Origin of the sequence: Ancylobacter tetraedralis (assembly GCF_014195655.1) — a bacterium.
Taxonomy (GTDB): domain Bacteria; phylum Pseudomonadota; class Alphaproteobacteria; order Rhizobiales; family Xanthobacteraceae; genus Ancylobacter; species Ancylobacter tetraedralis.
Genome location: NZ_JACICD010000009.1, coordinates 17801 through 37776, shown reverse-complemented (window position 1 = coordinate 37776; position 19976 = coordinate 17801). Strand labels below are relative to the sequence as shown.

The 19976-nt window shown below is 68.6% G+C and carries 21 protein-coding genes; 8 read left to right on the top strand and 13 right to left on the bottom strand.

Annotated features, from left to right (window positions below; all coding sequences use genetic code 11):
* Positions 1–23 precede the first annotated feature (23 nt).
* The 3 genes from FHS55_RS19265 to FHS55_RS19255 all read left to right on the top strand — a co-directional run bounded on the left by FHS55_RS19265 (position 24) and on the right by FHS55_RS19255 (position 2445).
* Complete coding sequence (locus FHS55_RS19265; RefSeq protein ID WP_183191420.1) at positions 24–1304, top strand: NAD(P)/FAD-dependent oxidoreductase; 1281 nt, start codon at positions 24–26, stop codon at positions 1302–1304.
* A 10-nt stretch (positions 1305–1314) separates the two neighbouring features.
* A complete protein-coding gene (locus FHS55_RS19260) occupies positions 1315–1839 on the top strand; it encodes a VTT domain-containing protein (protein WP_183191419.1) in 525 nt (174 codons plus the stop codon).
* 84 nt (positions 1840–1923) lie between these two features.
* Positions 1924–2445 (top strand): macro domain-containing protein, encoded by a 522-nt coding sequence (locus FHS55_RS19255; protein ID WP_183191418.1) that lies wholly within the window; start codon positions 1924–1926, stop codon positions 2443–2445.
* A gap of 79 nt (positions 2446–2524) precedes the next feature.
* Here FHS55_RS19255 and FHS55_RS19250 read toward each other — a convergent pair whose 3' ends face one another.
* From FHS55_RS19250 to FHS55_RS19220, 7 genes are all read right to left on the bottom strand, one after another.
* The gene (locus FHS55_RS19250; protein ID WP_246340304.1) at positions 2525–2737 is read right to left on the bottom strand and encodes a hypothetical protein; all 213 of its coding nucleotides are present in this window, start codon (positions 2735–2737) and stop codon (positions 2525–2527) included.
* Between the two features lie 13 nt (positions 2738–2750).
* On the bottom strand, positions 2751–3041 hold the full coding sequence (locus FHS55_RS19245; protein WP_183191416.1) for a BrnT family toxin: 291 nt from the start codon (positions 3039–3041) through the stop codon (positions 2751–2753).
* 114 nt (positions 3042–3155) lie between these two features.
* On the bottom strand, positions 3156–4175 hold the full coding sequence (gene ilvC, locus FHS55_RS19240) for a ketol-acid reductoisomerase (RefSeq protein ID WP_183191415.1): 1020 nt from the start codon (positions 4173–4175) through the stop codon (positions 3156–3158).
* A 15-nt stretch (positions 4176–4190) separates the two neighbouring features.
* Positions 4191–4862 (bottom strand): TetR/AcrR family transcriptional regulator, encoded by a 672-nt coding sequence (locus tag FHS55_RS19235; protein ID WP_183191414.1) that lies wholly within the window; start codon positions 4860–4862, stop codon positions 4191–4193.
* 77 nt (positions 4863–4939) lie between these two features.
* A complete protein-coding gene (locus FHS55_RS19230) occupies positions 4940–5896 on the bottom strand; it encodes a DMT family transporter (protein WP_210287077.1) in 957 nt (318 codons plus the stop codon).
* Between the two features lie 69 nt (positions 5897–5965).
* Entirely contained in the window at positions 5966–6481 is a 516-nt protein-coding gene (gene ilvN / locus FHS55_RS19225; RefSeq protein WP_183191413.1) for an acetolactate synthase small subunit, read from the bottom strand.
* A gap of 205 nt (positions 6482–6686) precedes the next feature.
* Positions 6687–8447, bottom strand: a complete 1761-nt coding sequence (locus FHS55_RS19220) for an acetolactate synthase 3 large subunit (protein WP_183191412.1) — start codon at positions 8445–8447, stop codon at positions 6687–6689.
* 326 nt (positions 8448–8773) lie between these two features.
* Between FHS55_RS19220 and dapB the strand changes: the two genes are divergently transcribed.
* The 3 genes from dapB to FHS55_RS19205 all read left to right on the top strand — a co-directional run bounded on the left by dapB (position 8774) and on the right by FHS55_RS19205 (position 10833).
* Positions 8774–9589, top strand: coding sequence for a 4-hydroxy-tetrahydrodipicolinate reductase (gene dapB / locus FHS55_RS19215; protein WP_183191411.1), 816 nt, complete (start codon positions 8774–8776; stop codon positions 9587–9589).
* A 47-nt stretch (positions 9590–9636) separates the two neighbouring features.
* The gene (locus FHS55_RS19210; protein ID WP_183191410.1) at positions 9637–10260 is read left to right on the top strand and encodes a 2,3-bisphosphoglycerate-dependent phosphoglycerate mutase; all 624 of its coding nucleotides are present in this window, start codon (positions 9637–9639) and stop codon (positions 10258–10260) included.
* 237 nt (positions 10261–10497) lie between these two features.
* A complete protein-coding gene (locus FHS55_RS19205) occupies positions 10498–10833 on the top strand; it encodes an SMR family transporter (protein ID WP_210287079.1) in 336 nt (111 codons plus the stop codon).
* A gap of 18 nt (positions 10834–10851) precedes the next feature.
* Here the strand turns inward: FHS55_RS19205 and FHS55_RS19200 are convergent, their stop codons facing one another.
* Both FHS55_RS19200 and FHS55_RS19195 read right to left on the bottom strand, forming a co-directional pair.
* A complete protein-coding gene (locus tag FHS55_RS19200) occupies positions 10852–11751 on the bottom strand; it encodes a bifunctional helix-turn-helix domain-containing protein/methylated-DNA--[protein]-cysteine S-methyltransferase (protein ID WP_210287076.1) in 900 nt (299 codons plus the stop codon).
* 75 nt (positions 11752–11826) lie between these two features.
* On the bottom strand, positions 11827–12360 hold the full coding sequence (locus FHS55_RS19195; RefSeq protein ID WP_183191408.1) for a DUF2244 domain-containing protein: 534 nt from the start codon (positions 12358–12360) through the stop codon (positions 11827–11829).
* Between the two features lie 118 nt (positions 12361–12478).
* Here FHS55_RS19195 and nth point away from each other — a divergent pair, with 118 nt between their 5' ends.
* Positions 12479–13327 (top strand): endonuclease III, encoded by an 849-nt coding sequence (nth, locus tag FHS55_RS19190; RefSeq protein WP_183191481.1) that lies wholly within the window; start codon positions 12479–12481, stop codon positions 13325–13327.
* Here nth and FHS55_RS19185 read toward each other — a convergent pair.
* Complete coding sequence (locus FHS55_RS19185; protein ID WP_183191407.1) at positions 13284–13994, bottom strand: sulfate transporter family protein; 711 nt, start codon at positions 13992–13994, stop codon at positions 13284–13286. The two genes, nth and FHS55_RS19185, sit on opposite strands and share 44 nt — an antisense overlap.
* Positions 13995–14260: 266 nt before the next feature.
* Between FHS55_RS19185 and FHS55_RS19180 the strand changes: the two genes are divergently transcribed.
* Positions 14261–15661, top strand: a complete 1401-nt coding sequence (locus tag FHS55_RS19180; RefSeq protein ID WP_183191406.1) for a flavin monoamine oxidase family protein — start codon at positions 14261–14263, stop codon at positions 15659–15661.
* Positions 15662–15717: 56 nt separating this feature from the next.
* On the opposite strand, the gene pheT is transcribed toward FHS55_RS19180, so the two are convergent.
* The 3 genes from pheT to pheS are packed head-to-tail and all read right to left on the bottom strand — an operon-like array spanning position 15718 to position 19799.
* Complete coding sequence (gene pheT, locus FHS55_RS19175) at positions 15718–18123, bottom strand: phenylalanine--tRNA ligase subunit beta (protein ID WP_183191405.1); 2406 nt, start codon at positions 18121–18123, stop codon at positions 15718–15720.
* A gap of 48 nt (positions 18124–18171) precedes the next feature.
* Complete coding sequence (locus FHS55_RS19170; RefSeq protein ID WP_246340297.1) at positions 18172–18702, bottom strand: hypothetical protein; 531 nt, start codon at positions 18700–18702, stop codon at positions 18172–18174.
* Positions 18699–19799: a phenylalanine--tRNA ligase subunit alpha gene (gene pheS / locus FHS55_RS19165; RefSeq protein WP_183191404.1), complete on the bottom strand. Its 1101-nt coding sequence runs from the start codon at positions 19797–19799 to the stop codon at positions 18699–18701. The genes FHS55_RS19170 and pheS overlap by 4 nt, the downstream gene beginning before the upstream one ends.
* Between the last annotated feature and the right edge of the window lie 177 nt (positions 19800–19976).

Genomic DNA, 19976 nt, shown 5'->3' with positions numbered 1-19976 from the left:
GATTGGCATAGAGTACCCCCACGATGGCGTTCGACACCGACCACCCCAACAGCTGGTACGCCGCCACGGCGCACAGGCTTCCGCCCTTTCCCCAGCTCAACGGCACGGCGCGGGCCGATGTGTGCATCATCGGCGGCGGTTATACCGGGCTGTCGGCCGCGCTGCATCTGGCCGAGGCCGGCTTCGACGTGGCGCTGCTGGAAGCCTCCGGCGTCGGCACCGGCGCCTCGGGCCGCAATGGCGGGCAGATCCATTCCGGCCAGCGCCGTGACCAGGACTGGCTGGAGGCGCAGGTCGGGCTCGACGACGCCAGGAAACTCTGGCGGCTGGCGGAAGACGCCAAGGCGCTGTTGCATGATCTCATCGCCCGCCATGGCATCGATTGCGACCTGCGCCCCGGCCTGATCATCGCCGATCACAAGCCGGCCTATGCCGCGCACAGCCACGCCTATGCGCGCAAGCTGAACGAGGTCTATGGCTACGATCAGGCCGCCCCGCTCTCGCGCGAGGAATTGCGCGCGCTGGTGGGGACGGACGCGTATTGCGGCGGCATGATCGACCATGGCGGGGGCCACCTGCACCCGCTCAACCTCGCGCTCGGCCTCGCCGGCGCCGCCTGCCGGGCCGGGGCACGCCTCTTCGAGCATTCGCGCGCGCTTGCCATCGAGGAAGGCGCCAAGGTGCGGGTCGTCACGGCCTCCGGCGCGGTCGAGGCCGACTGGGTGCTGGAATGCGGCGACGGGCTGCAGGACGGGCTCGACCGGCGGCTCGACGCCTATGTCATGCCGATCGCCAATTATATCGCCGCAACCGAGCCGCTGGGCGCCCGCGCCCGGGACATCATCGCCAATGACGCGGCGGTGTCGGACAGCCGTTTCGTGGTGAATTATTACCGCCTGTCGGCCGATGGGCGGCTGCTGTTCGGCGGCGGCGAGAGCTATATGCGCCAGCTGCGCCCCAATCCCGGCGCCTTCGTGCGGCCCTACATGCTGAAGGTCTTCCCCCAGCTGGCCGATGTGCGCATCGATTATGGCTGGGGCGGCATTCTCGGCATCACCATGAGCCGCATGCCCTTCGTGCGGCGGCTCTCCCCGCGCGTGCTCACCGCCGCCGGCTATTCCGGCCACGGCGTGGTGCTGGCGCCCTATTTCGGCAAGCTGCTGGGCGAGGCCATCGCCGGGCAGCTCGGCACGTTCGATCTGCTGGCCGGGCTGCCGGTGCCGCCCTTCCCCGGCGGGCCACTGATGCGCTGGCCGCTGCTGGTGGCGGGGCTCAGCTATTACGCGCTGCGCGACCGGCTGTGAGAGCGGGCCGGTGATCGAACTGGAAGCCTATGCGCGCGAGGCGCTCGCCTTCGTCGAGGCGCATGCCCACTGGGCACCCTATATCGCCTTCGCGCTCGCCTTCGGCGAATCCTTCGCCGTGCTGTCGCTGCTGTTCCCCGCCACGATCGTGCTGATCGGGCTCGGGCCGATCATCGAGGCCGGCGGCATTCCCTTCCTGCCGGTCTGGGCGGGCGCGGTGGTGGGGGCGTCCCTGGGCGACGCCATTTCCTACTGGATCGGCCACGCCTTCAAGGACCGCGTGCGCGCCGCCTGGCCGCTGCGCAACCACCCCGCGGCGATGGCGCGGGGCGAGCGCTTCTTCCATCGCTTCGGCTCGTCGAGCGTGTTTCTCGGCCGCTTTTTCGGCCCCTTGCGGGCCTTCGTGCCGCTCATTGCCGGCATGTTCGCGATGCCGCATTTCCTCTTCCAGATGGTCAACATTGCCTCGGCCATGGCCTGGGCCCTGCTGCTGCTGGCGCCCGGCGCGGCGGCGGTGAAGGCGCTGGGCTGGTAAGCTAGGTTGCGATTCCTCAATGACCGGACGCCTCGCGTGGCCGAAACAGGACGCGAGGAACGGCTCATTCAGGAGGAACGACAGATGGCGAAGATCTACGAGGTCGAGGGCGACATTCTGCTGACCGGCGCCGAGGCCATCGCCCATGGCGTGGCGCCGGGCGATCATTTCGACACCGGCCTCGCGCTGGCGCTGCGCGAGCGCTTCCCCTCGCTGGCCAAGGACTTCCGCCATTATGCCCACCTCGAACACCCCAAGCCCGGCACCATCTGGGCGTGGGGCGGCGTGAGCGTGGAAGGCCATGCGGTGCGCATCGTCAGCCTCTTGACGCAGGAGCCCGCCGAAAATGCCACCGGCCGCCCCGGCCGGGCCACGGTGGAGAATGTCGGCCACGCGCTGCGCGCCCTCGCCCGGCACGCCAAGGCCGAGGGCCTCACCAGCCTCGCCCTGCCCCGCCTCGCCACCGGCGTCGGCGGGCTGGACTGGGCCGATGTGAAGCCGCTGGTCGAGCGCCATCTCGGCGAACTCGGCATCCCGGTCTATGTCTATGTGGTTTACCACGCGCAGGTGAAGGCCAAGGAGCCAGGCCTCACCGCGGCGGTCTGAGCGCGACCCCGGCGACGGATACGGAAAGGGCGACCCTCGGGTCGCCCTTTTGCGTTGGAACGGGTGGGTGGCGCGCGGCCTATTCCGCCGCTTCCTTCGGCGGCATGTCACGGGCGGTGTCGTCGCTGGCCTTCTCAGCCTGCGCCGCCATCTCGCGCCGCGCTTTGGCGGGAAGGACCAAGTCGAACTCGGCCAGCTCTTCCGCGGTGGGCCAGGTCATGTCCTTGTCCCACGCCCAGTGCGCACGGATTTCCTCGTCTGACATGGCGCGAAACTTTTCCCAGTCGACCATCTTGGCCAACCGGTCAGCCTCCTCCAACTGCTTCTTGGTAGGCATGGCGCTCCACCTCATTCGCGTATCGGAAGGATATGGCGCGCCGCCGCCGACCTCGCCATGTCCACGCGCACAATAACACGTCCGGGCCATAGGCTGCGATGGTCTCGAATCGAGGCTCCCCGCGCTCTCCGCGCGAGGGCCGGTCGAGCCGCGGCCTGCCGTCGAACAGCAATGCCGAAAGCGGCAACGGCAAACCGTGCTTCGCCCGGTTCGCCGCGTCCTTGTCGTCATCCCACTCGAAGTCGTCGGTCTCGCCCATGCACGTCCCTTATCGCCGACCACCATGATTTCATTATAGCGGGGACGAGATGAGGCCCGTGACGGGACAATGTCCCGGCACGGGCCTGCGTGAGACGGATACGGCAGCCAAACCTCAGTTCTTCGCCTTGTCGACCAGCTTGTTCTTGCCGATCCACGGCATCATGCCGCGCAGCTTGGCGCCGACTTCCTCGATCTGGTGGCTGTCATTGATGCGGCGGATGCCCTTGAAGCGGGCGGCGCCGGCGCGGTATTCCTGCATCCATTCCGAGGTGAACTTGCCGGTCTGGATGTCGGTGAGCACGCGCTTCATCTCGGCCTTGGTCTCGGCGGTGATGATGCGCGGGCCGGAGACGTATTCGCCCCACTCGGCGGTGTTGGAGATCGAGTAGTTCATGTTGGCGATGCCGCCCTCATAGATGAGGTCGACGATCAGCTTCACTTCGTGCAGGCACTCGAAATAGGCCATTTCCGGGGCATAGCCGGCTTCCACCAGCGTCTCGAAGCCGGCGCGGATCAGCTCCACGAGGCCGCCGCAGAGCACGACCTGCTCGCCGAACAGGTCGGTCTCGCACTCTTCCTTGAAGGTGGTCTCGATGATGCCCGAGCGGCCGCCGCCGACGCCCGAGGCGTAGGACAGGCCGAGGTCGAGCGCGTTGCCCGAGGCGTCCTGGTGCACGGCCACGAGGCACGGCACGCCGCCGCCCTTCTCATATTCGCCGCGCACGGTGTGGCCGGGGCCCTTCGGCGCGATCATCAGCACGTCGACGGTCGACTTCGGCTCGATCAGGCCGAAATGCACGTTGAGGCCGTGGGCGAAGGCGATCGCCGCGCCGTCGCGGATATTGGGGGCGATCTCGTCGCGATAGATGTCGGCCTGCAGCTCGTCCGGGGTGGCCATCATCATCAGGTCCGCCCACTTGGCAGCCTCGGCGACGGTGAGCACCTTGAGGCCGTCGGCCTCGACCTTCTTGGCAGTGGCCGAGCCGGGCTTCAGGCCGATGGCGAGTTCCGTGGCGCCGGAATCCTTGAGGTTGAGCGCATGCGCGCGGCCCTGGGAACCATAACCGATGATGGCGACCTTCTTACCCTTGATGAGGTTGAGGTCGGCGTCGCGATCGTAATAAACGCGCATGGGTGTCTCCTTATGTCACGCGTTGATCGTGGGGCGGCCGGGAGCGTGGTTTCCCGTGCCGTAGAGAGCGAGGAACTGGTCGGTGGCGCGCGCCGCGTCGCGCTCGATCTCAGGCCCGGCGAGGTCGAGCCGGTCGCCAAGCAGGAGGCGGATCTGCACATCCCGGCCGACCAGGCCGATAAAGCTGCGAAAGGCGGTCTCGGTGTCGGCAAAGGCGATGAGCCCCGCCTCCCGGCCGGCCTCAAACACTGGCCGCAGGCGCTCGCCGATGGCGAACCGCCCGTTGGCCAGCACGATGGCGCCGAGATTGCCGGCGCCCTTGCCGCCCTTGCCGCCCTGCGCGATGGCCAGGCGGTTCAGCGCGATAGAGGTCGGGCTGGAAATGACGGAGAGCCAGTTGGCGGCGAAGCGGATCAGGCTGTCGCGCAGCGCCGAAACGTCCAGCCGCTGGCGGTCATAGTTGCCGGCACGCACCTTCGAGGCCTGCCAGCGCACCGTGGCGGTCAGCAGCCCGTCGCGGTCGCCGAACCATTTGTAGAGCGTTTCCTTGGAGCAGCTCGCCCGGCGCGCCACCGCCGTCATCGTCAGCTCGCCGCCCTGCTCGACCATCAGCGCCAGCACGGCGTCGAGAACGGCCTGCTGCCGCTCGGTCAGCGCCTCGCCCTGGGGATCGTGCTGCGTGGTCATGGTCTGAAAAACACCGTACCGTACGTTACGGTTCTCCTACAGGAGGTCGCGCTGCCCCGCAAGCGGGGCCTGCGGTTTCATCGGCCTTTCCCACCGCGGCCCCACGCACCGGGCCCGCCACGCCAGGGCAGCCGCTGGGCTGAGGCGAGCGCGACGCCGCCCGCCGCCAGCGCCATGCCGGCCCAGGCGAGCGGGGGCATCCTCTCGCCCAGAAGCAGCCAGGCGATGACCGCCGAGCAGGGCGGCACCAGGAAGAACAGCGCCGAGACGCGGGAGACTTCCCCGGCGCGGATCATGGCGAGATAGAGCGAGATGGCGATCAGCGAATTGCCGATGACGAGATAGGCCAGCGCCGCCACGAAGGGCAGCGACCAGTCGACATGGCCGTCATCCAGCAACAGCGCGAGCGGCAGGGTGAAGACGAAGCCGACGACATATTGCACGCTGTTGGCCACCAGCGGGTGCTGGGCGACGCCGAACCGCTTCTCGTAGAGCGCGGCGGCGGACATGGCGAGCAGGGCGCCGATGGCGAGCCCCAGCACGCCGGCCGAGGCCGTCTCGATCGCCGCGCGCGAGACGATCACCAGCGCCGCTCCGCCGAGACCGAGCACCAGCCCGGCCCAGCGCAGGGCGTTCACCCGCTCGCCGGCGATAAGCGGGGCGGCGAGCCCGACCACGATCGGCTGCATCGAGGCGATGAGGGCGAGCGTGCCGGCCGATATGCCGTAGCGGAAGGCGAAATAGCTCAGGTCAAAATAGAGCACCTGGATAAGGAACCCCACGACCACGAGGTTGAGCCAGGCCCGCCGCGTGCGCGGCAGCGCCGGGCGGAACCAGGCGAGAAGCGGCAGCAGCACCACCAGCACCAGCCCGTAGCGCAGGGCGAGCAGAGTGAACGGCCCGGTCGACAGGATGCCGATCTTGCCGACCGCGAAGCCGCCCGACCAAAGCAGCAGGAACAGGAACGGCGCCACCTGCAGCCAGAAGGGCTTGCCGCGGGCCACCGCCGGCGCGGCCATGCTGCGTTCACTCAACGACGTCGCGCTCCCCGCCCCGCCTTCCAATCCCGCTTCCGCGGGCCCGGCTGGGCCCGCGCCTCGTGCTCACATGGCGTCGGGCCCGCGCCCGATGGCGGCGACGCCGGTGCGCGACACTTCGACAAGGCCGAGCGGCTCTAGCAGCGAGACGAACTGGTCGATCTTGTCCGGCTTGCCGGTGATCTCGAACACGAAGCTCTCCAGCGTCGTGTCGACCGTGCGGGCGCGGAAGCTGTCGGCGATCAGCAGCGCCTCCTGCCGGATCTCGCCCTTGCCGCGCACCTTGATCAGCGCGAGCTCGCGCTCGACGGCCTTGCCGATCACGGTGAGGTCGACGACGCGGTGCACCGGCACCAGCCGGTCCAGCTGGCTCTTGATCTGCTCGATGATCATCGGCGCGCCGGTGGTGACCACGGTGATGCGCGAGCGCCGGGAATCGTGGCTGACCTCGGAGACGGTGAGGCTGTCAATATTGTAGCCGCGCCCGGAGAACAGGCCGACGATGCGGGCAAGGACGCCCGGCTCGTTGTCGACCAGCAGCGAGAGGGTGTGGCGTTCGGCGGGTTCTTGAATGGGGGGCATGGGGCACTCTGAAGGCTGGGTCTCGGCACGCCAGACCCCCTCTCCCCGCCCGAACCCGGCTGTTGCCGCGTTCGGTTGCTCAGGGCCGAAGCCGGAATATCCGGCTTCGGGGGAGAGGGGTGGGGTGAGGGGGCACTGGCGCATCGCCCCTCACCCGACCGCTACGCGGTCGACCTCTCCCCCACGGGGAGAGGTTCAAGCCTCATCACACCAGCATCTTGCCTTCCTCGGAAATCGCCTCGTCCAGCGCCTCGGGATGATCGGGCATGATCATCTCGTTATGCGGCTTGCCCGAGGGGATCATCGGCAGCACGTTCTCGGTCTTGTCGACCAGGCAATCGAACAGCACGGGACGGTCCACATTGATCATCTCGGCGATGGTGGCGTCGAGATCGGCCGGGTTCGCGCAGCGCAGGCCGACCGCACCATAGGCCTCGGCGAGCTTGACGAAATCAGGCAGCGATTCCGAATAGGAATGCGAGTAGCGCCCGCCATGCAGCAGGTCCTGCCACTGGCGCACCATGCCCATATATTCGTTGTTCAGCACGAAGATCTTGACCGGCAGGTTGAACTGCAGCGCGGTCGAGAGCTCCTGCAGGCACATCTGGATCGAGGCCTCGCCGGCAATGTCGATGACGAGGCTGCCCGGATGGGCCACCTGCACGCCGATGGCGGCGGGCAGGCCATAGCCCATGGTACCGAGGCCGCCCGAGGTCATCCAGCGGTTGGGCTGCTCGAAATGGAAGTGCTGGGCGGCCCACATCTGGTGCTGGCCGACTTCCGTTGTGATGTAGACGTCCTTGTCCTTCACCTGGTCATACAGCGCCTTGATGGCCTGCTGCGGCTTGATGATGCGATCGGACGGGGTGAAGGCGAGCGACTTGCGGGCGCGCCACTTGTCGATCTGCACCCACCAGTCGGCGATGGCGCGCCGGTCCGGCTCGATCTTCATCGCCCGCCAGAGCGTGAGCATGTCCTCGAGGACGTGCTTCACGTCGCCGATGATGGGAAGGTCGACCTTGACGTTCTTGTTGATCGAGGACGGGTCGATGTCGATATGGATCTTCTTCGAATGCGGCGAGAAGGCATCCACCCTGCCGGTGATGCGATCGTCGAAGCGCGCGCCGACGCACACCATGACGTCGCAATCATGCATCGCCATGTTGGCTTCATAGGTGCCGTGCATGCCGAGCATGCCGAGCCACTGCTTGTCCGCTGCCGGATAGGCCCCCAACCCCATCAGCGTCGAGGTCACGGGATGGCCGGTAAGCCGGGCGAGTTCGCGCAGCAGGCGGCTCGCCTCCGGGCCGGAATTGATGACGCCGCCGCCGGTGTAGAACACCGGCCGCTTCGCCTTGGCCAGCAGTTCCACCGCCTGGCGGATCTTCTCCGGGTCGCCCTTGAGGCGCGGCTGGTAGGTCTTGTGCTGGATGTTCTCCGGGCCGACATACATGCCGCGCGCGAACTGGATGTCCTTGGGGATGTCGACCACGACCGGGCCCGGACGGCCGTTCTGCGCGACATAGAAGGCCTCGTGCAGCACGCGGGCGAGATCATTGATGTCCCGCACCAGATAATTGTGCTTCGTGCAGGGCCGCGTGATGCCGACCGTGTCGCATTCCTGGAAGGCATCCGTCCCGATCAGGTGCGTCGGCACCTGGCCGGTGATGCAGACCAGCGGGATGGAATCGAGCAGCGCGTCGGTCAGGCCGGTCACGGCATTGGTCGCGCCGGGGCCGGAGGTGACGAGCACGACGCCAACCTTGCCGGAGGAGCGCGCATAGCCTTCCGCCATGTGCACCGCGCCCTGCTCGTGGCGCACGAGAACGTGGCGAACCTGGTTCTGGTGGAACATGGCGTCATAGATCGGCAGCACGGCGCCGCCGGGATAGCCGAACATGTGTTCGACGCCCTGATCGATCAGCGCCTGCATCACCATTTCGGCGCCGGTCATCTCGCGCATCATGGTCGTGTTCCTCTGAGCTTTATTCGGTCTTGGCCGTTGCGGGGGTCCAGAAAATCAAAAGGCCCCGAAAGGGGCCAATTTCGCGCGTCACCGTTTGGCGGAGCAGCCCTCAGGCAAGCTCCGCGGCGACGCGCCGTCCTACGATAAGGGTAATTTTATTGCGCATTACGGCGCCGCTCCTTCAAAAAGTTGCGCGACCTGTACAGGCGCCAACGCCCGACGTCAAGCCACGGGCGGATCATCGCGCAGAATGAGCCACGATCAAGCACTTTTCGCGACGCCGGATCGCCGCTATACGCCGTTGGGAGCGGAGAGAGATCACGGACATGACGCAGATGCGGCTCGTTGTCGTGGGGGCGGGCGGGCGCATGGGCCGCACCGTCATCCGGGCCATCGCGGAGGCGCCCGACCTCGTGCTGTCGGCCGCCATCGATACCGCCGGCGCCGACACGATCGGCCGCGATGTCGGCGAACTCGTCGGCCTGCCGGCCTTCGGCGTGCCGGTGAGCGAGGACGCGCTGACCGCCTTCGCCGCCGCCGAGGGGGTGATCGACTTCACCATCCCGCAGGCCAGCATCGCCTATGCCGCGCTGGCCGCGCAGGCCCGCATCGCCCACGTGATCGGCACGACCGGCCTCTCTGCGGAAGATGAGGCGAAGATCGAAGCGGCGGCGCGGCACGCTCCGATCGTCAAGTCCGGCAATATGAGCCTCGGCGTCAACCTGCTCGCCGCGCTGGTGAAGCGCGTGGCGCGCACGCTGGATGAGGATTTCGACATCGAGGTGGTGGAGATGCACCATCGCGCGAAGATCGACGCGCCCTCCGGTACGGCCCTGCTGCTCGGGCGCGCGGCGGCGGAGGGGCGCGGCGTCGACCTCGACACGCAGGGCGTCTTCACGCGCCACGGCCACACCGGCGCCCGCCATCCCGGCGATATCGGCTTCGCGACGCTGCGCGGCGGCACGGTGGTGGGCGAGCACAACGTGATCTTCGCCGGCCCCGCCGAGCGCATCGAACTCGCCCACAAGGCGGAGGATCGCGGCATCTTCGCCCGCGGCGCCATCGCCGCCGCCCGCTGGGCGCGCGGGCGCAAGCCGGGACTCTATTCCATGGCCGACGTGCTCGGCCTCAGCGACATCTGACACGGCCCCTTCGCCACCAACCACCCGCCCTGCAGGAGACCGACACGATGACCGAACGCCTTCTCGTCCTCGTCCGCCACGGCCAGAGCGAGTGGAACCTCAAGAACCTGTTCACCGGCTGGCGCGACCCCGACCTGACGCCGCTCGGCGTCGAGGAGGCGCTGAAGGCCGGCCAGCGGCTGAAGGCGGACGGCTACCAGTTCGACATCGCGTTCACCTCCGCGCTCTCGCGCGCGCAGAAGACGCTCGACCTCGCGCTCGGCGAACTCGGCCAGACCGGCCTGCCCATCCTCCGCGACCAGGCGCTCAACGAGCGCGACTATGGCGACCTCGCCGGCCTGAACAAGGACGATGCCCGCGTCAAATGGGGCGAGGAGCAGGTGCATGTCTGGCGCCGCTCCTATGACGTGCCCCCGCCCGGCGGCGAGAGCCTGAAGGACACGGTCGCGCGCGCCCTGCCCTATTACGTCACCGAGATCCTGCCCAAGGTGCTGCAGGGCAAGCGCGTGCTGGTCGCCGCGCACGGCAATTCGCTGCGCGCGCTGATCATGGTGCTGGAGAGGCATAGCCCCGAGAGCATCATGAAGCGCGAACTCGCCACCGGCGTGCCGGTGATCTACCGGCTGAAGGCCGACTCTACGGTGGAGAGCGTGGTCGACCTCGCGGGTTGACGGGCGCTCCAGCGGCGCGCAAGCCGCTCCGTGCCATGAGAGCACGCCGCCACGAAGCCCCATGCCTGTCCCGTGAACGCCACGTCAGCGCACAGGCATGGGGTCGCGACCCGTCCGGGTAACGGCCCGGACGACCGGATGGCCCTCATCGCCTTGGCGGGGTTGTCTTGTCGATCGGCCGATGTCTCGACAAGGGGCAAGGCGTGAGCGTTACCGCCGGAGGGGCTGCCTGTGAGTTTGTTCGCCACCTACATCGTGCTTCTGATCGCCATCGCCGCCGAGGTCGTCGGCACCACCGCGATGTCGCGCTCGGACGGGCTCACCAAGCTGGGACCGAGCCTGATCACGCTGGTGGGCTATGCGATCGCCTTCTGGTGCCTGTCCATCGTGCTGCGCACCATGCCGACCGGCATCGCCTATGCGGTGTGGGCGGGCCTCGGCATCGTGCTGATCACCGCCGTTTCGTGGATCTTCTACGGCCAGAAGCTCGACGCGCCGGCGCTGATCGGCCTCGGCCTCATCGTTGCCGGCGTGCTGGTGATCAACCTGTTCTCGAATTCAGTGGTGCACTGAAGGAACGGCAGGGGGCACCTAGAGCCCGCCCCATGCCTTGCACAGCCGGCCCGCCTCCCAGCCCAGGATCGCCCGCTTGCGGGTGAGGCCCCAGTGATAGCCGGTGAGATCGCCATTCTTGCCGATGACGCGGTGGCACGGCACGACGAAGGATATCGGATTCTTGCCGACCGCCGCGCCCACCGCGCGTGCCGCCTTCGGCCGCTCGACGCAGCCGGCGATGCTGGAATAGGTGGTCGCCTTGCCCATGGGAATGCGCATCAGCGTCTCCCACACCTGCACCTCGAAATCCGTGCCGATGAACACGATGCGCAGCGGATCATTCGCGCTCCAGGCGCGGGCGTCGAATATGCGCGCCGCGTAGGGCGCGGTTGCCAGCGGATCCTCGATATAGATCGCGTTCGGCCAGCGCCGGCGCATGTCGGCCAGCGCCGGGTCCTCCTCGCCCTCATCGGCAAAGGCGAGGCCGCACAGGCCGCGCGGCGCGACCATGGCCAGCGCCTTGCCGAACTGCGAGGCGTGGAAGCCGTAGCGGATGACGAGGCCGGCGCCGCCGGTCTTCCATTCGCCGGGCGACATGCTCTCATGCACGACGAACAGGTCGTGCAGCCGTCCGGGACCGGACAGACCAAGCTCATAGGCGGCGTCGAGCACATTGTCGGACTGCGACAGAACCCGGCGGGCGGCGTCGATCGTCACCGCCTGCAGAAAGTCCTTCGGCGTCAGGCCGCACCAGCGGCGGAACAGCTCGGTCAGCGCGCGCGGCGACACCCCGGCGGCGCGGGCGATCTCGTCCACCTCCGGCTGGTCGCGGAAGCGCAGGTTCACATATTCCACCGCCCGACGCACGATCTCGTAATCGGCGGCAGCGATCTCCAGCGGCTGGGCGGCGTCGAGATTGGGCGCGAGCACGGTCATTCTCCTGTGGCTTGCTCCATCCGACCATGGCGTGCCGGCCGAGGCCACCCGATTTCGACGCAGGCGCCGCGATACTCACGGTGCGGAGCGCGATACCCCCCGCTTGGCCGCGCTCAGCGCCAAGGACAGCTCAAGCGCAAGCTCCTCGCGCTGCGCCGCATGCAGGAAGGCGCCCACCACGACGGGCACCCCACGCGAGAACAGCGTGAGCTTCTGCACCCCGAAATCCTCCAGCAGTTCCTTGTCGAGGCGGGTCCAGAGCGGGTTCATCCGCGCCTCGCGCGCCGCGCCATCGGCCTCCACCTGCCGTACCGTAATAAGGCTCGGCGTGACGGTGATCTCCTCCATCGCGCGGGCCTGTCGAAAATTGATGCGGAAGGCCCACCAGATCGCCAGAACATCGAGCCCGAACAGCCCGAAGACCGGCCAGGCGCCCATCAGCAGGAAAGCGGTGCCGCAGACGAAGCTTATCGCCACCACAACGATCATGACGATGAGAAAGCCGCGCGGGTCGAGCGAGCGATAGGGCGTGAGCCGCGCCGAAAACAGCGTCGGCTCGTCGTCGGACGCCGGGTTGCCTGTCGCGGGATCGGTATTGGCAGCGCTCATGAAGCGGCATTATAGGTCGAAAATGACGGATACGGGCAAGGATTCGGCGCGACGGCGCGGCACAGGCGGCAAGGCCCCCCGGAAGACGGGGGCGGGCCTTGAGACAGGCAACGCCGCCCTGCGGCCCGCAGGAGCCAAGCGGACTGCCGCCGGCAAGGCCGGCAAGGCCGCACTTTCCCTCGCCACGAATGCCGCACCCACCAAAGCCACGCCCGCCAAACGCGCGACGCCGGCGCCGGCAGCGCTTCCGGATCCCGCAGCGCCCCGCCCGGCGCGCCGGCGCGCGGTGGCCAATGCCGCGGCGGCGGCGGTCGGCGGCGGCTTCAAGCCGTGGAGCCCGGCCGAGGTCGAACACGCCTTCGCCCGCTTCGAGGCGGCCGATCCCGAGCCGAAGGGCGAACTCGACTATGTCGACCCTTACACGCTGCTGGTCGCGGTGGTGCTCTCCGCGCAGGCGACCGATATCGGCGTGAACAGGGCGACGCGCGCACTGTTCGCGGCCGCACCCACGCCGGAGGCGATGGTCGCGCTGGGCGAGGAAGGCGTGGCGCAGCACATCCGCACGCTCGGCCTCTACCGCGGCAAGGCGAAGAACGTGGTCGAGCTCTCGCGCCGGCTCATCACGGAGCACGGCGGCACGGTGCCGGCCGATCGCGCGGCGCTGGAAGCGCTGCCCGGCGTCGGCCGCAAGACGGCCAATGTGGTGCTCAACATCGCCTTCCAGCTGCCGACCATCGCCGTCGACACCCATCTGTTCCGCGTGGCCAACCGCACCGGCCTCGCGCCCGGCCGGACGCCGCTGGAGGTGGAACTCGGCCTGGAACGGGAGATACCCGACCGTTTCAAGCTCCACGCCCATCACTGGCTGATCCTGCACGGGCGCTATGTCTGCAAGGCGCTGAAGCCGGACTGTCCGCGCTGCCTTATTTCAGACCTGTGCCGTTGGCCGCAGAAATCCCCCGCCTAGCATAGGAGCGCGAGCGGGTAAGCCGCTTGTGCAGCCGCACCATGAAGATGGTGGCGAAGACCGGGGTGATGAGGTTGAGAATCGGGATCGAGACCAGCACGGCGATGATGAGCCCGCCGAAGAAGATGGACAGCGCATGGTGCCGGCGCACCAGCGCCACCTGGTCCTCGTCGCGGTAGCGCATCGCCGCGAGCGAGAAATATTCACGCCCGAGCAGATAGCCATTGGCCACGTAGAACACGATGAAATTCACGCCCGGCACCAGCAGCAGCAGCAGGGCGACGAGGTTGACCGCGATGGCGACGCCGAAGAAGCGCAGCGACAGCAGGAGCGAACGCCCGAACGGGATCGCCCGGCCCACGCTCTGGTCGGCGAACTCCGTCGCCTCCACCTGTTCGGCGACATCATCGAGGAAGAAGCCGGCGACCAGCGTCGTGACCGGGGGCACCAGAAAGATCGCCCCAACCGCGATGCCGAGCGCGCCAAGAATATCCAGCGTGAGCTGCGCCCATCGCAAATCGAGCGCGACAAAGCTGGTAAGGGCATAATGCGCGCCAATGCCGAGCGCGATGAGCAGCCCGACCGCAAGCCCGACCGACAGCAGCAGCACGCGCCGATACTCGCGGGAGAAGGTCAGAACGAAGGCTCGTTGGGCGTCTTGCAGCATGCTGATTCTAGTTTTGAACACTTCCAGATAAACACAGATACGTAACGCTCGCAAAATAGACACGCGGCCGATCACGACGCTTGGCGAGCCGAAAGGTTCCCTCCGCGTGAAGAAATTCCGTGCTTGCCTTTTCCGATTCGCCGGGCGAGTCCCGATTCGTTCCGACTCGAACAAATCATGATTCGCATCAGCCACTTAGCCGGCGTCTTCGTCCCTCCCCCCGGGTGTGCTAGCCTTCGCGGGCTGCCGCCGAGGTATTCGCCCGCATGAACGATACGCCGCCCCTCCCCGGCTCGACGCCGCTTTCCCGCGGGCTGACCCGCCGCCGGCTGATCGCGGCCGGGGGCGCCGCGCTCCTCGCGCTGCCGGCCTTTCGCTCGGCTTGCGCCCAGGCGGGCGCGAGCGATGTCGACGTCGCCATTGTCGGCGGCGGCGCGGCCGGGATCGCCGCCGCGCGCGCGCTGGCCGCCGCCGGGCGCAGCTATGTGCTGCTGGAGGCCGGCGAGAAGCTCGGCGGGCGGGCGCGCACCGATACCGCCTTCGGACATGTCTTCGATCTCGGCGCCCCCAGCTTCGCGCGCGGCGTGGAGACGGAGGGTCTGGCGGGCGCGGCCATGGCGGCCAAGCTGCCGCTGGCGGACCTGCCGAGCGGGCGGCGCCTGTTCATCGACGGCCACGAGGCGCGCGAGGGCGGCTATGATGCCTTCCTGGCCACACTGGGGCGCGCCCGCCGGGACATTCTCGCCGCCAGCGACGCCGGCAAGGACGTCGCCTGCGCCTCCGTCCTCACCGCGCCCGGCGACTGGTCGGCAAGCGTGGCTGCGCTGCTCGGCCCGCTCGGCGTCGGACGCAGTCTGGCCGAGCTGTCGACCGTGGACCTCGCCCTGCGCGCCGTGCCCGCGGATGACACCACGAGCCCGATCGGCATCGGCGCGCTGCTGGAAGCGCTCGGCGCCGGGCTGAACGTGCAGACCCATGCGCCGGTGACGCTGATCACCAATGCCGGGCGCCTGCACATGCTGAGCATTGCAGGCCAGCGCACGCAGATCCGCGCCCGCGCCGTCGTGCTCGCCGTTCCGGCCCCGGTCATCGCCAGCGGAGCGCTGCGCTTCAACCCGCCGCTGCCGCCACGTCTGGTGAATGCCTTCCGCGCCTTTCCGGCCGGCTCCATCGAACAGGTGGCCTTCCTGCTGCCGGGCAATCCGCTGCGGCTGGAAAACGACGAGACCGTGCTGCCCAAGGTCTCCGGCGCGGCAGATGCGCCCCCGCCGGCCCTGCTGCGGGCGCGGGTGAACGGCACCGATCTTCATGTGCTGAGTTTCGGCGGCGCGCCGGCGCGCGAGATCGCGCAGAAGGGCGAGAGCGCCGCGCTGCGCCTGTCCCGCGCCTTCCTTGCCGCGGCGTTCAGCCCGCAGGCGGCCGCGGCGGTGCACGAGGTGGTCGCTTCGCGCTGGAGCACCGATCCGCTGATCCGCGGCGCGATCGCCACCGCCCAGCCCGGCCAGGGCGCCCAGCGCCGGCTGTTCACCGAGCCGGTGCAGGGCCGCATCTTCCTCGCGGGCGAATATACCGCGCTGGACAGCTGGGGAACCCTCGCCGGGGCGTGGGCTTCCGGCGAGGTCGCCGCCGCCAAGGCGCTGCGGCTGGTGGGCGGCGGGCCGGCCTGATGCCCCTCACCCCCGGGCCGCGCCCGGGGATGCCATCGCGGTGCCGCGCGCGGGCCTCAGCCGCGCAAGGTAGCGCCGGTCTTCTTCGACACCTCGGCGACGATCTTCGCCGCCACCGCCTCGATCTCGGCATCGGTGAGGGTCTTCTCACGCGGCTGCAGCGCGACCGAGAGCGCGACGGACTTGGCGTCGGCATCCACGCCCGGCCCCTCATAGACGTCGAACACGTTGACCGCCGTGATCAGCTTGCGGTCGACGCCGGCCGCCGCCTTCACGATGTCGCCCGCCGCGACGGAGCGCGGCACCACGAAGGCGAAGTCGCGCTCCACCGGCTGGAAGGCGGAGAGCTCCAGCAGCGGCTTCACCCGCGTCGCCTTGACCTTGGGCTCGGGAACGCGGTCGAGCAGCACCTCGAAGCCGACCACCGGGCCATCGGCGTCGAGCGCTTCCAGCACGCTGGGATGCAGCTCGCCGAAATGGCCGATGACGTTGGCGCCGAGGCGGAAGGTGCCGGAGCGGCCGGGATGGAACCAGGCCGGCGCGTCGGTCGAGATCTGCAGATTGGCCACCGGCGCCCCGGAAGCGGCGAGGATGGCGAGGGCATCGGCCTTCGCGTCGAACGCATCCACCGGCGCCGCCTTGGCCGCCCAGTGCCGACCCGCCCCGGCGGGCCGCGCGAGCGCGCGGCGGATGCCGCTGGCCGCCATGAACTGGTCCTGCGGGCGATCGCCCTTGAACACCTGGCCGACCTCGAACAGAGCGACATCGCCGAGGCCGCGGTCGGTATTGGCCTGGCCTGAGCGGATCAGGCCCGGCAGCAGGCTCGGGCGCATGTCGGAGAGATCGGAGGCGATCGGGTTGGCCAGCGCCAGCGCGGCGCTGCCGCCGCCGAACCGCTCGGCCTGCGGCTTGGACACGAAGGACCAGGTGACGGCCTCCACCAGCCCGCGCGCGGCGAGCGCGCGCTTCGCTTTGCGCGTGCGCAACTGCAGCGTGGTGAGCACCGGCTTGCGGGCGGTCTCGTCGCGCGGGAAGGGCGTGGAAGGCACGCGGTCGAGCCCGACGATGCGGATGACCTCCTCCACGAGATCGGCCTTGCCCTCGATGTCGCCGCGCCAGGATGGCGGGGTGACGCGCACCGTGCCGGAGGTGCCTTCAACCGTGAAGCCAAGCTTGCCCAGCGTCTCCACCTGCTCGGCGTCGCTGGCCACCAGCCCGGTGAGCTTCTCGGTCAGCGCCAGCGGGAAGTCGATGACGCGCGTGGTATCGGGGATCGCGCCGGCCAGCACCACCTCGGAGGGCTCGCCGCCGCAAAGGTCGAGGATGAGCTTCGTCGCCAGTTCCAGCCCCGGCACGGTAAAGGCGGGGTCGATGCCGCGCTCGAAGCGGAAGCGCGCATCGGAATTGAGCCCGAGCTTGCGGCCGGTGGCGGCGATGTTGATCGGCTCCCACAGCGCGGATTCGACCAGCACGTCGGTCGTGGTCTCGTCGCAGCCGGATTCCTCGCCACCCATCACGCCGGCCAGCGATTCCACGGCGCGGTCGTCGGAGATGACGCAGATCGAGGGATCGAGCGCATAGGTCTTCCCGTCCAGTGCCAGCAGGCTCTCGCCTTCGCGCGCCCGGCGGACCACCAGGTCGCCCTGCACCTTCTTGGCATCGAACACATGCAGCGGGCGGTTCTGGTCGAAGGTGAGCAGATTGGTGACGTCGACCAGCGCGTTGATGGGCCGCAGGCCAATGGCGCGAAGCTTCGCCTGCAGCCAGTCCGGCGAGGGGCCGTTGGTGACGCCGCGGATGAGCCGCAGCGCGAAAGCCGGGCACGGCGCGTCCGGCGCGATGGTGACGGAAACCGGGCAGGGATAGGCGCCCGGCACGGGGACGATCGCGTCGTCCACCAGCGTGCCGACCCCGGCGGCCGCGAGGTCGCGGGCGATACCGTGGATGCCGAGGCAGTCGGCGCGGTTCGGCGTCACCGCGATCTCGATCACCGGGTCGTTGAGGCCGATCCAGTCGACATAAGGGACGCCCACCGGCGCATCGTCCGGCAGTTCGATGATGCCGTCATGATCCTCGGAGAGCTCCATCTCGGCGGCCGAGCAGAGCATGCCCCGGCTCTCGACGCCGCGAATGGTGCCGATGCCGAGCGTGATGTTCTTGCCCGGAATATAGGTGCCGGGCGGGGAGAACACGCTTTTCAGCCCGGTGCGGGCATTGGGCGCGCCGCACACCACCTGCACCGGCTCGCCGGCGCCGGTATCGACCATGCACAGGCGCAGCTTGTCGGCATTGGGGTGCTGAACGGCGGAAACGACATAGGCGATGGTGAAGCCCCGGAGCTTGGCCGCCTTGTCCTCGACGCCTTCGACCTCCAGCCCGATGCGGTTCAGCGCGTCGGTGACGTCGTCGAGCGTGTAGGCACCGGACAGGTGCTCGCGCAGCCAGGAGAGGGTGAATTTCATGGGAGAGCCCTACCGTTCCGCTTGTTCATATGCACCGACATCGCTGGCCTACCGGTAGCCCTTCTCGTCCGCCCCCTCGCCCGACCAGGCGAGAGCCGCATCATCGGCGGCGACAAGGAACTCGATGCCGACATTGCGCTTCTTGCCGGCGTCCTCGGGCGAGATGCGATAGTCGAGGATCTTGCCCTGACGGTAGGACGGCTCCGTTCGGGACTTGTGCAGCGCCAGCCGGGCGCCGGACTTGACGGCCCGTATGACCTCGTCCTCGGGCACGATCCAGAATCCGGTCCAGAAGAAGCGCTCGCCATCCATGCTGACGCCGCGGTCGTTCTCGCAGACGAAGTGGAACGCGCTGACGCCACTGCGGGTCACGCGCCGGGCCGCCGTCGCGCCGCCAGACGACGCTCTTCCCGATGGCGTCGCGCCGCGGCTCGTGGGGCCGCGCTCGGCCAGCACCTCCTCGCACTGGGCGGCGAGGTCCGAGGCGCCACGCTTTTCGGCATTGGCGAGAAGCTGCTTGAGCTGCGGCGTCTCCATCGCCCGCAGACGATCGATGGACCAGTCGGGTGCCTTGATCATGCGCTGAGCCCCCCGGCGAGAGTCGGGAAATCGAGCGGGCGGAAGCCGTAATGCGACAGCCACCGCACATCCGCCTCGAAGAAGGCGCGCAGGTCCGGCATGCCATATTTCAGCATGGCGATGCGGTCGATGCCCATGCCCCAGGCGAAGCCCTGGTACTCGTCCGGGTCGAGCCCGCAATTGCGCAGCACATTCGGATGAACCATGCCGCAGCCGAGGATCTCCAGCCAGTCCGAGCCCTCGCCGAAGCGGATCTCGCCCGGACGGGAGCGGTCGCACTGGATGTCGACCTCCATGGACGGCTCGGTGAACGGGAAGAAGGACGGCCGGAACCGCATCTTCACGTTGTCCACCTCGAAGAACGCCTTGCAGAATTCCTCAAGGATCCACTTGAGGTGGCCGAGATTGGAGCCCTTGTCGATGACGAGGCCTTCCACCTGATGGAACATCGGCGTGTGGGTCTGGTCCGAATCGGAGCGATAGGTGCGGCCGGGGCAGATGACGCGGATCGGCGGCTTTTTCGACATCATGGTGCGCACCTGCACCGGCGAGGTGTGGGTGCGCAGAACCATGCGCGACCCGTCGTCCCGGGTCGGCAGGTAGAACGTGTCGTGCATCTCGCGCGCCGGATGTCCGGGCGGGAAGTTCAGCGCGGTGAAATTGTGGAAGTCGTCCTCGATGTCGGGCCCTTCCGCCACCGAGAAGCCCATGTCGGCGAAGATGGCGGTGAGCTCGTCGATCACCTGACTGATCGGGTGCAGGCGGCCAAGCTCGGCCGGCGTCTCGCGCACCGGCAGCGTCACGTCGACCCGCTCGGTCTCCAGCCGCACCGCCAGCGCAGCTGCCTTCAGCGCGCCACGGCGGGCGACCAGTGCCGCGTTGAGACGGTCGCGCAGGCCATTGATGGCGGGGCCGGCGCTCTTACGCTCCTCCGGGCTCATGCCGCCAAGGCTCTTGAGCAGCTCGGAAACCGAGCCCTTCTTGCCCAGCGCGGCGACACGGATCGCCTCCAGTGCCGACTCGTCGGCGGCCTCGGCGATGCCGGCATGGAGCGCGCGCTCCAGCGCGTCGAGATCAGGAAGGGCGGCAACGGACATGACGGCTCCTCGGACGGAACGGGTTCGGCGGCGCCGCGACTTCCCGGCGAGACCGGAGGAAGGCACGGCGGACAGGCGGGGCGCTTATAGCCGCGGGGGGCCGTGAGGCAAAGTCACCCGCCCGTGGGTAAGCGCCATGAACGCGAAAAGCCCCAACGCTCGCGCGCGGGGCTACTC

What these genes read in the sequence shown, in the direction of transcription:
- FHS55_RS19210 (WP_183191410.1), top strand. Translation starts at nt 9,637, where the DNA reads ATGACCGAACGCCTTCTCGTCCTCGTCCGCCACGGCCAGAGCGAGTGG.
- dapB (WP_183191411.1), top strand. Translation starts at nt 8,774, where the DNA reads ATGACGCAGATGCGGCTCGTTGTCGTGGGGGCGGGCGGGCGCATGGGC.
- FHS55_RS19185 (WP_183191407.1), bottom strand. Translation starts at nt 13,994, where the DNA reads ATGCTGCAAGACGCCCAACGAGCCTTCGTTCTGACCTTCTCCCGCGAG.
- pheS (WP_183191404.1), bottom strand. Translation starts at nt 19,799, where the DNA reads ATGTCCGTTGCCGCCCTTCCTGATCTCGACGCGCTGGAGCGCGCGCTC.
- FHS55_RS19170 (WP_246340297.1), bottom strand. Translation starts at nt 18,702, where the DNA reads ATGATCAAGGCACCCGACTGGTCCATCGATCGTCTGCGGGCGATGGAG.
- FHS55_RS19220 (WP_183191412.1), bottom strand. Translation starts at nt 8,447, where the DNA reads ATGATGCGCGAGATGACCGGCGCCGAAATGGTGATGCAGGCGCTGATC.
- FHS55_RS19245 (WP_183191416.1), bottom strand. Translation starts at nt 3,041, where the DNA reads ATGGGCGAGACCGACGACTTCGAGTGGGATGACGACAAGGACGCGGCG.
- FHS55_RS19250 (WP_246340304.1), bottom strand. Translation starts at nt 2,737, where the DNA reads ATGGTCGACTGGGAAAAGTTTCGCGCCATGTCAGACGAGGAAATCCGT.
- FHS55_RS19255 (WP_183191418.1), top strand. Translation starts at nt 1,924, where the DNA reads ATGGCGAAGATCTACGAGGTCGAGGGCGACATTCTGCTGACCGGCGCC.
- FHS55_RS19180 (WP_183191406.1), top strand. Translation starts at nt 14,261, where the DNA reads ATGAACGATACGCCGCCCCTCCCCGGCTCGACGCCGCTTTCCCGCGGG.
- FHS55_RS19200 (WP_210287076.1), bottom strand. Translation starts at nt 11,751, where the DNA reads ATGACCGTGCTCGCGCCCAATCTCGACGCCGCCCAGCCGCTGGAGATC.
- ilvC (WP_183191415.1), bottom strand. Translation starts at nt 4,175, where the DNA reads ATGCGCGTTTATTACGATCGCGACGCCGACCTCAACCTCATCAAGGGT.
- ilvN (WP_183191413.1), bottom strand. Translation starts at nt 6,481, where the DNA reads ATGCCCCCCATTCAAGAACCCGCCGAACGCCACACCCTCTCGCTGCTG.
- FHS55_RS19235 (WP_183191414.1), bottom strand. Translation starts at nt 4,862, where the DNA reads ATGACCACGCAGCACGATCCCCAGGGCGAGGCGCTGACCGAGCGGCAG.
- pheT (WP_183191405.1), bottom strand. Translation starts at nt 18,123, where the DNA reads ATGAAATTCACCCTCTCCTGGCTGCGCGAGCACCTGTCCGGTGCCTAC.
- FHS55_RS19265 (WP_183191420.1), top strand. Translation starts at nt 24, where the DNA reads ATGGCGTTCGACACCGACCACCCCAACAGCTGGTACGCCGCCACGGCG.
- FHS55_RS19195 (WP_183191408.1), bottom strand. Translation starts at nt 12,360, where the DNA reads ATGAGCGCTGCCAATACCGATCCCGCGACAGGCAACCCGGCGTCCGAC.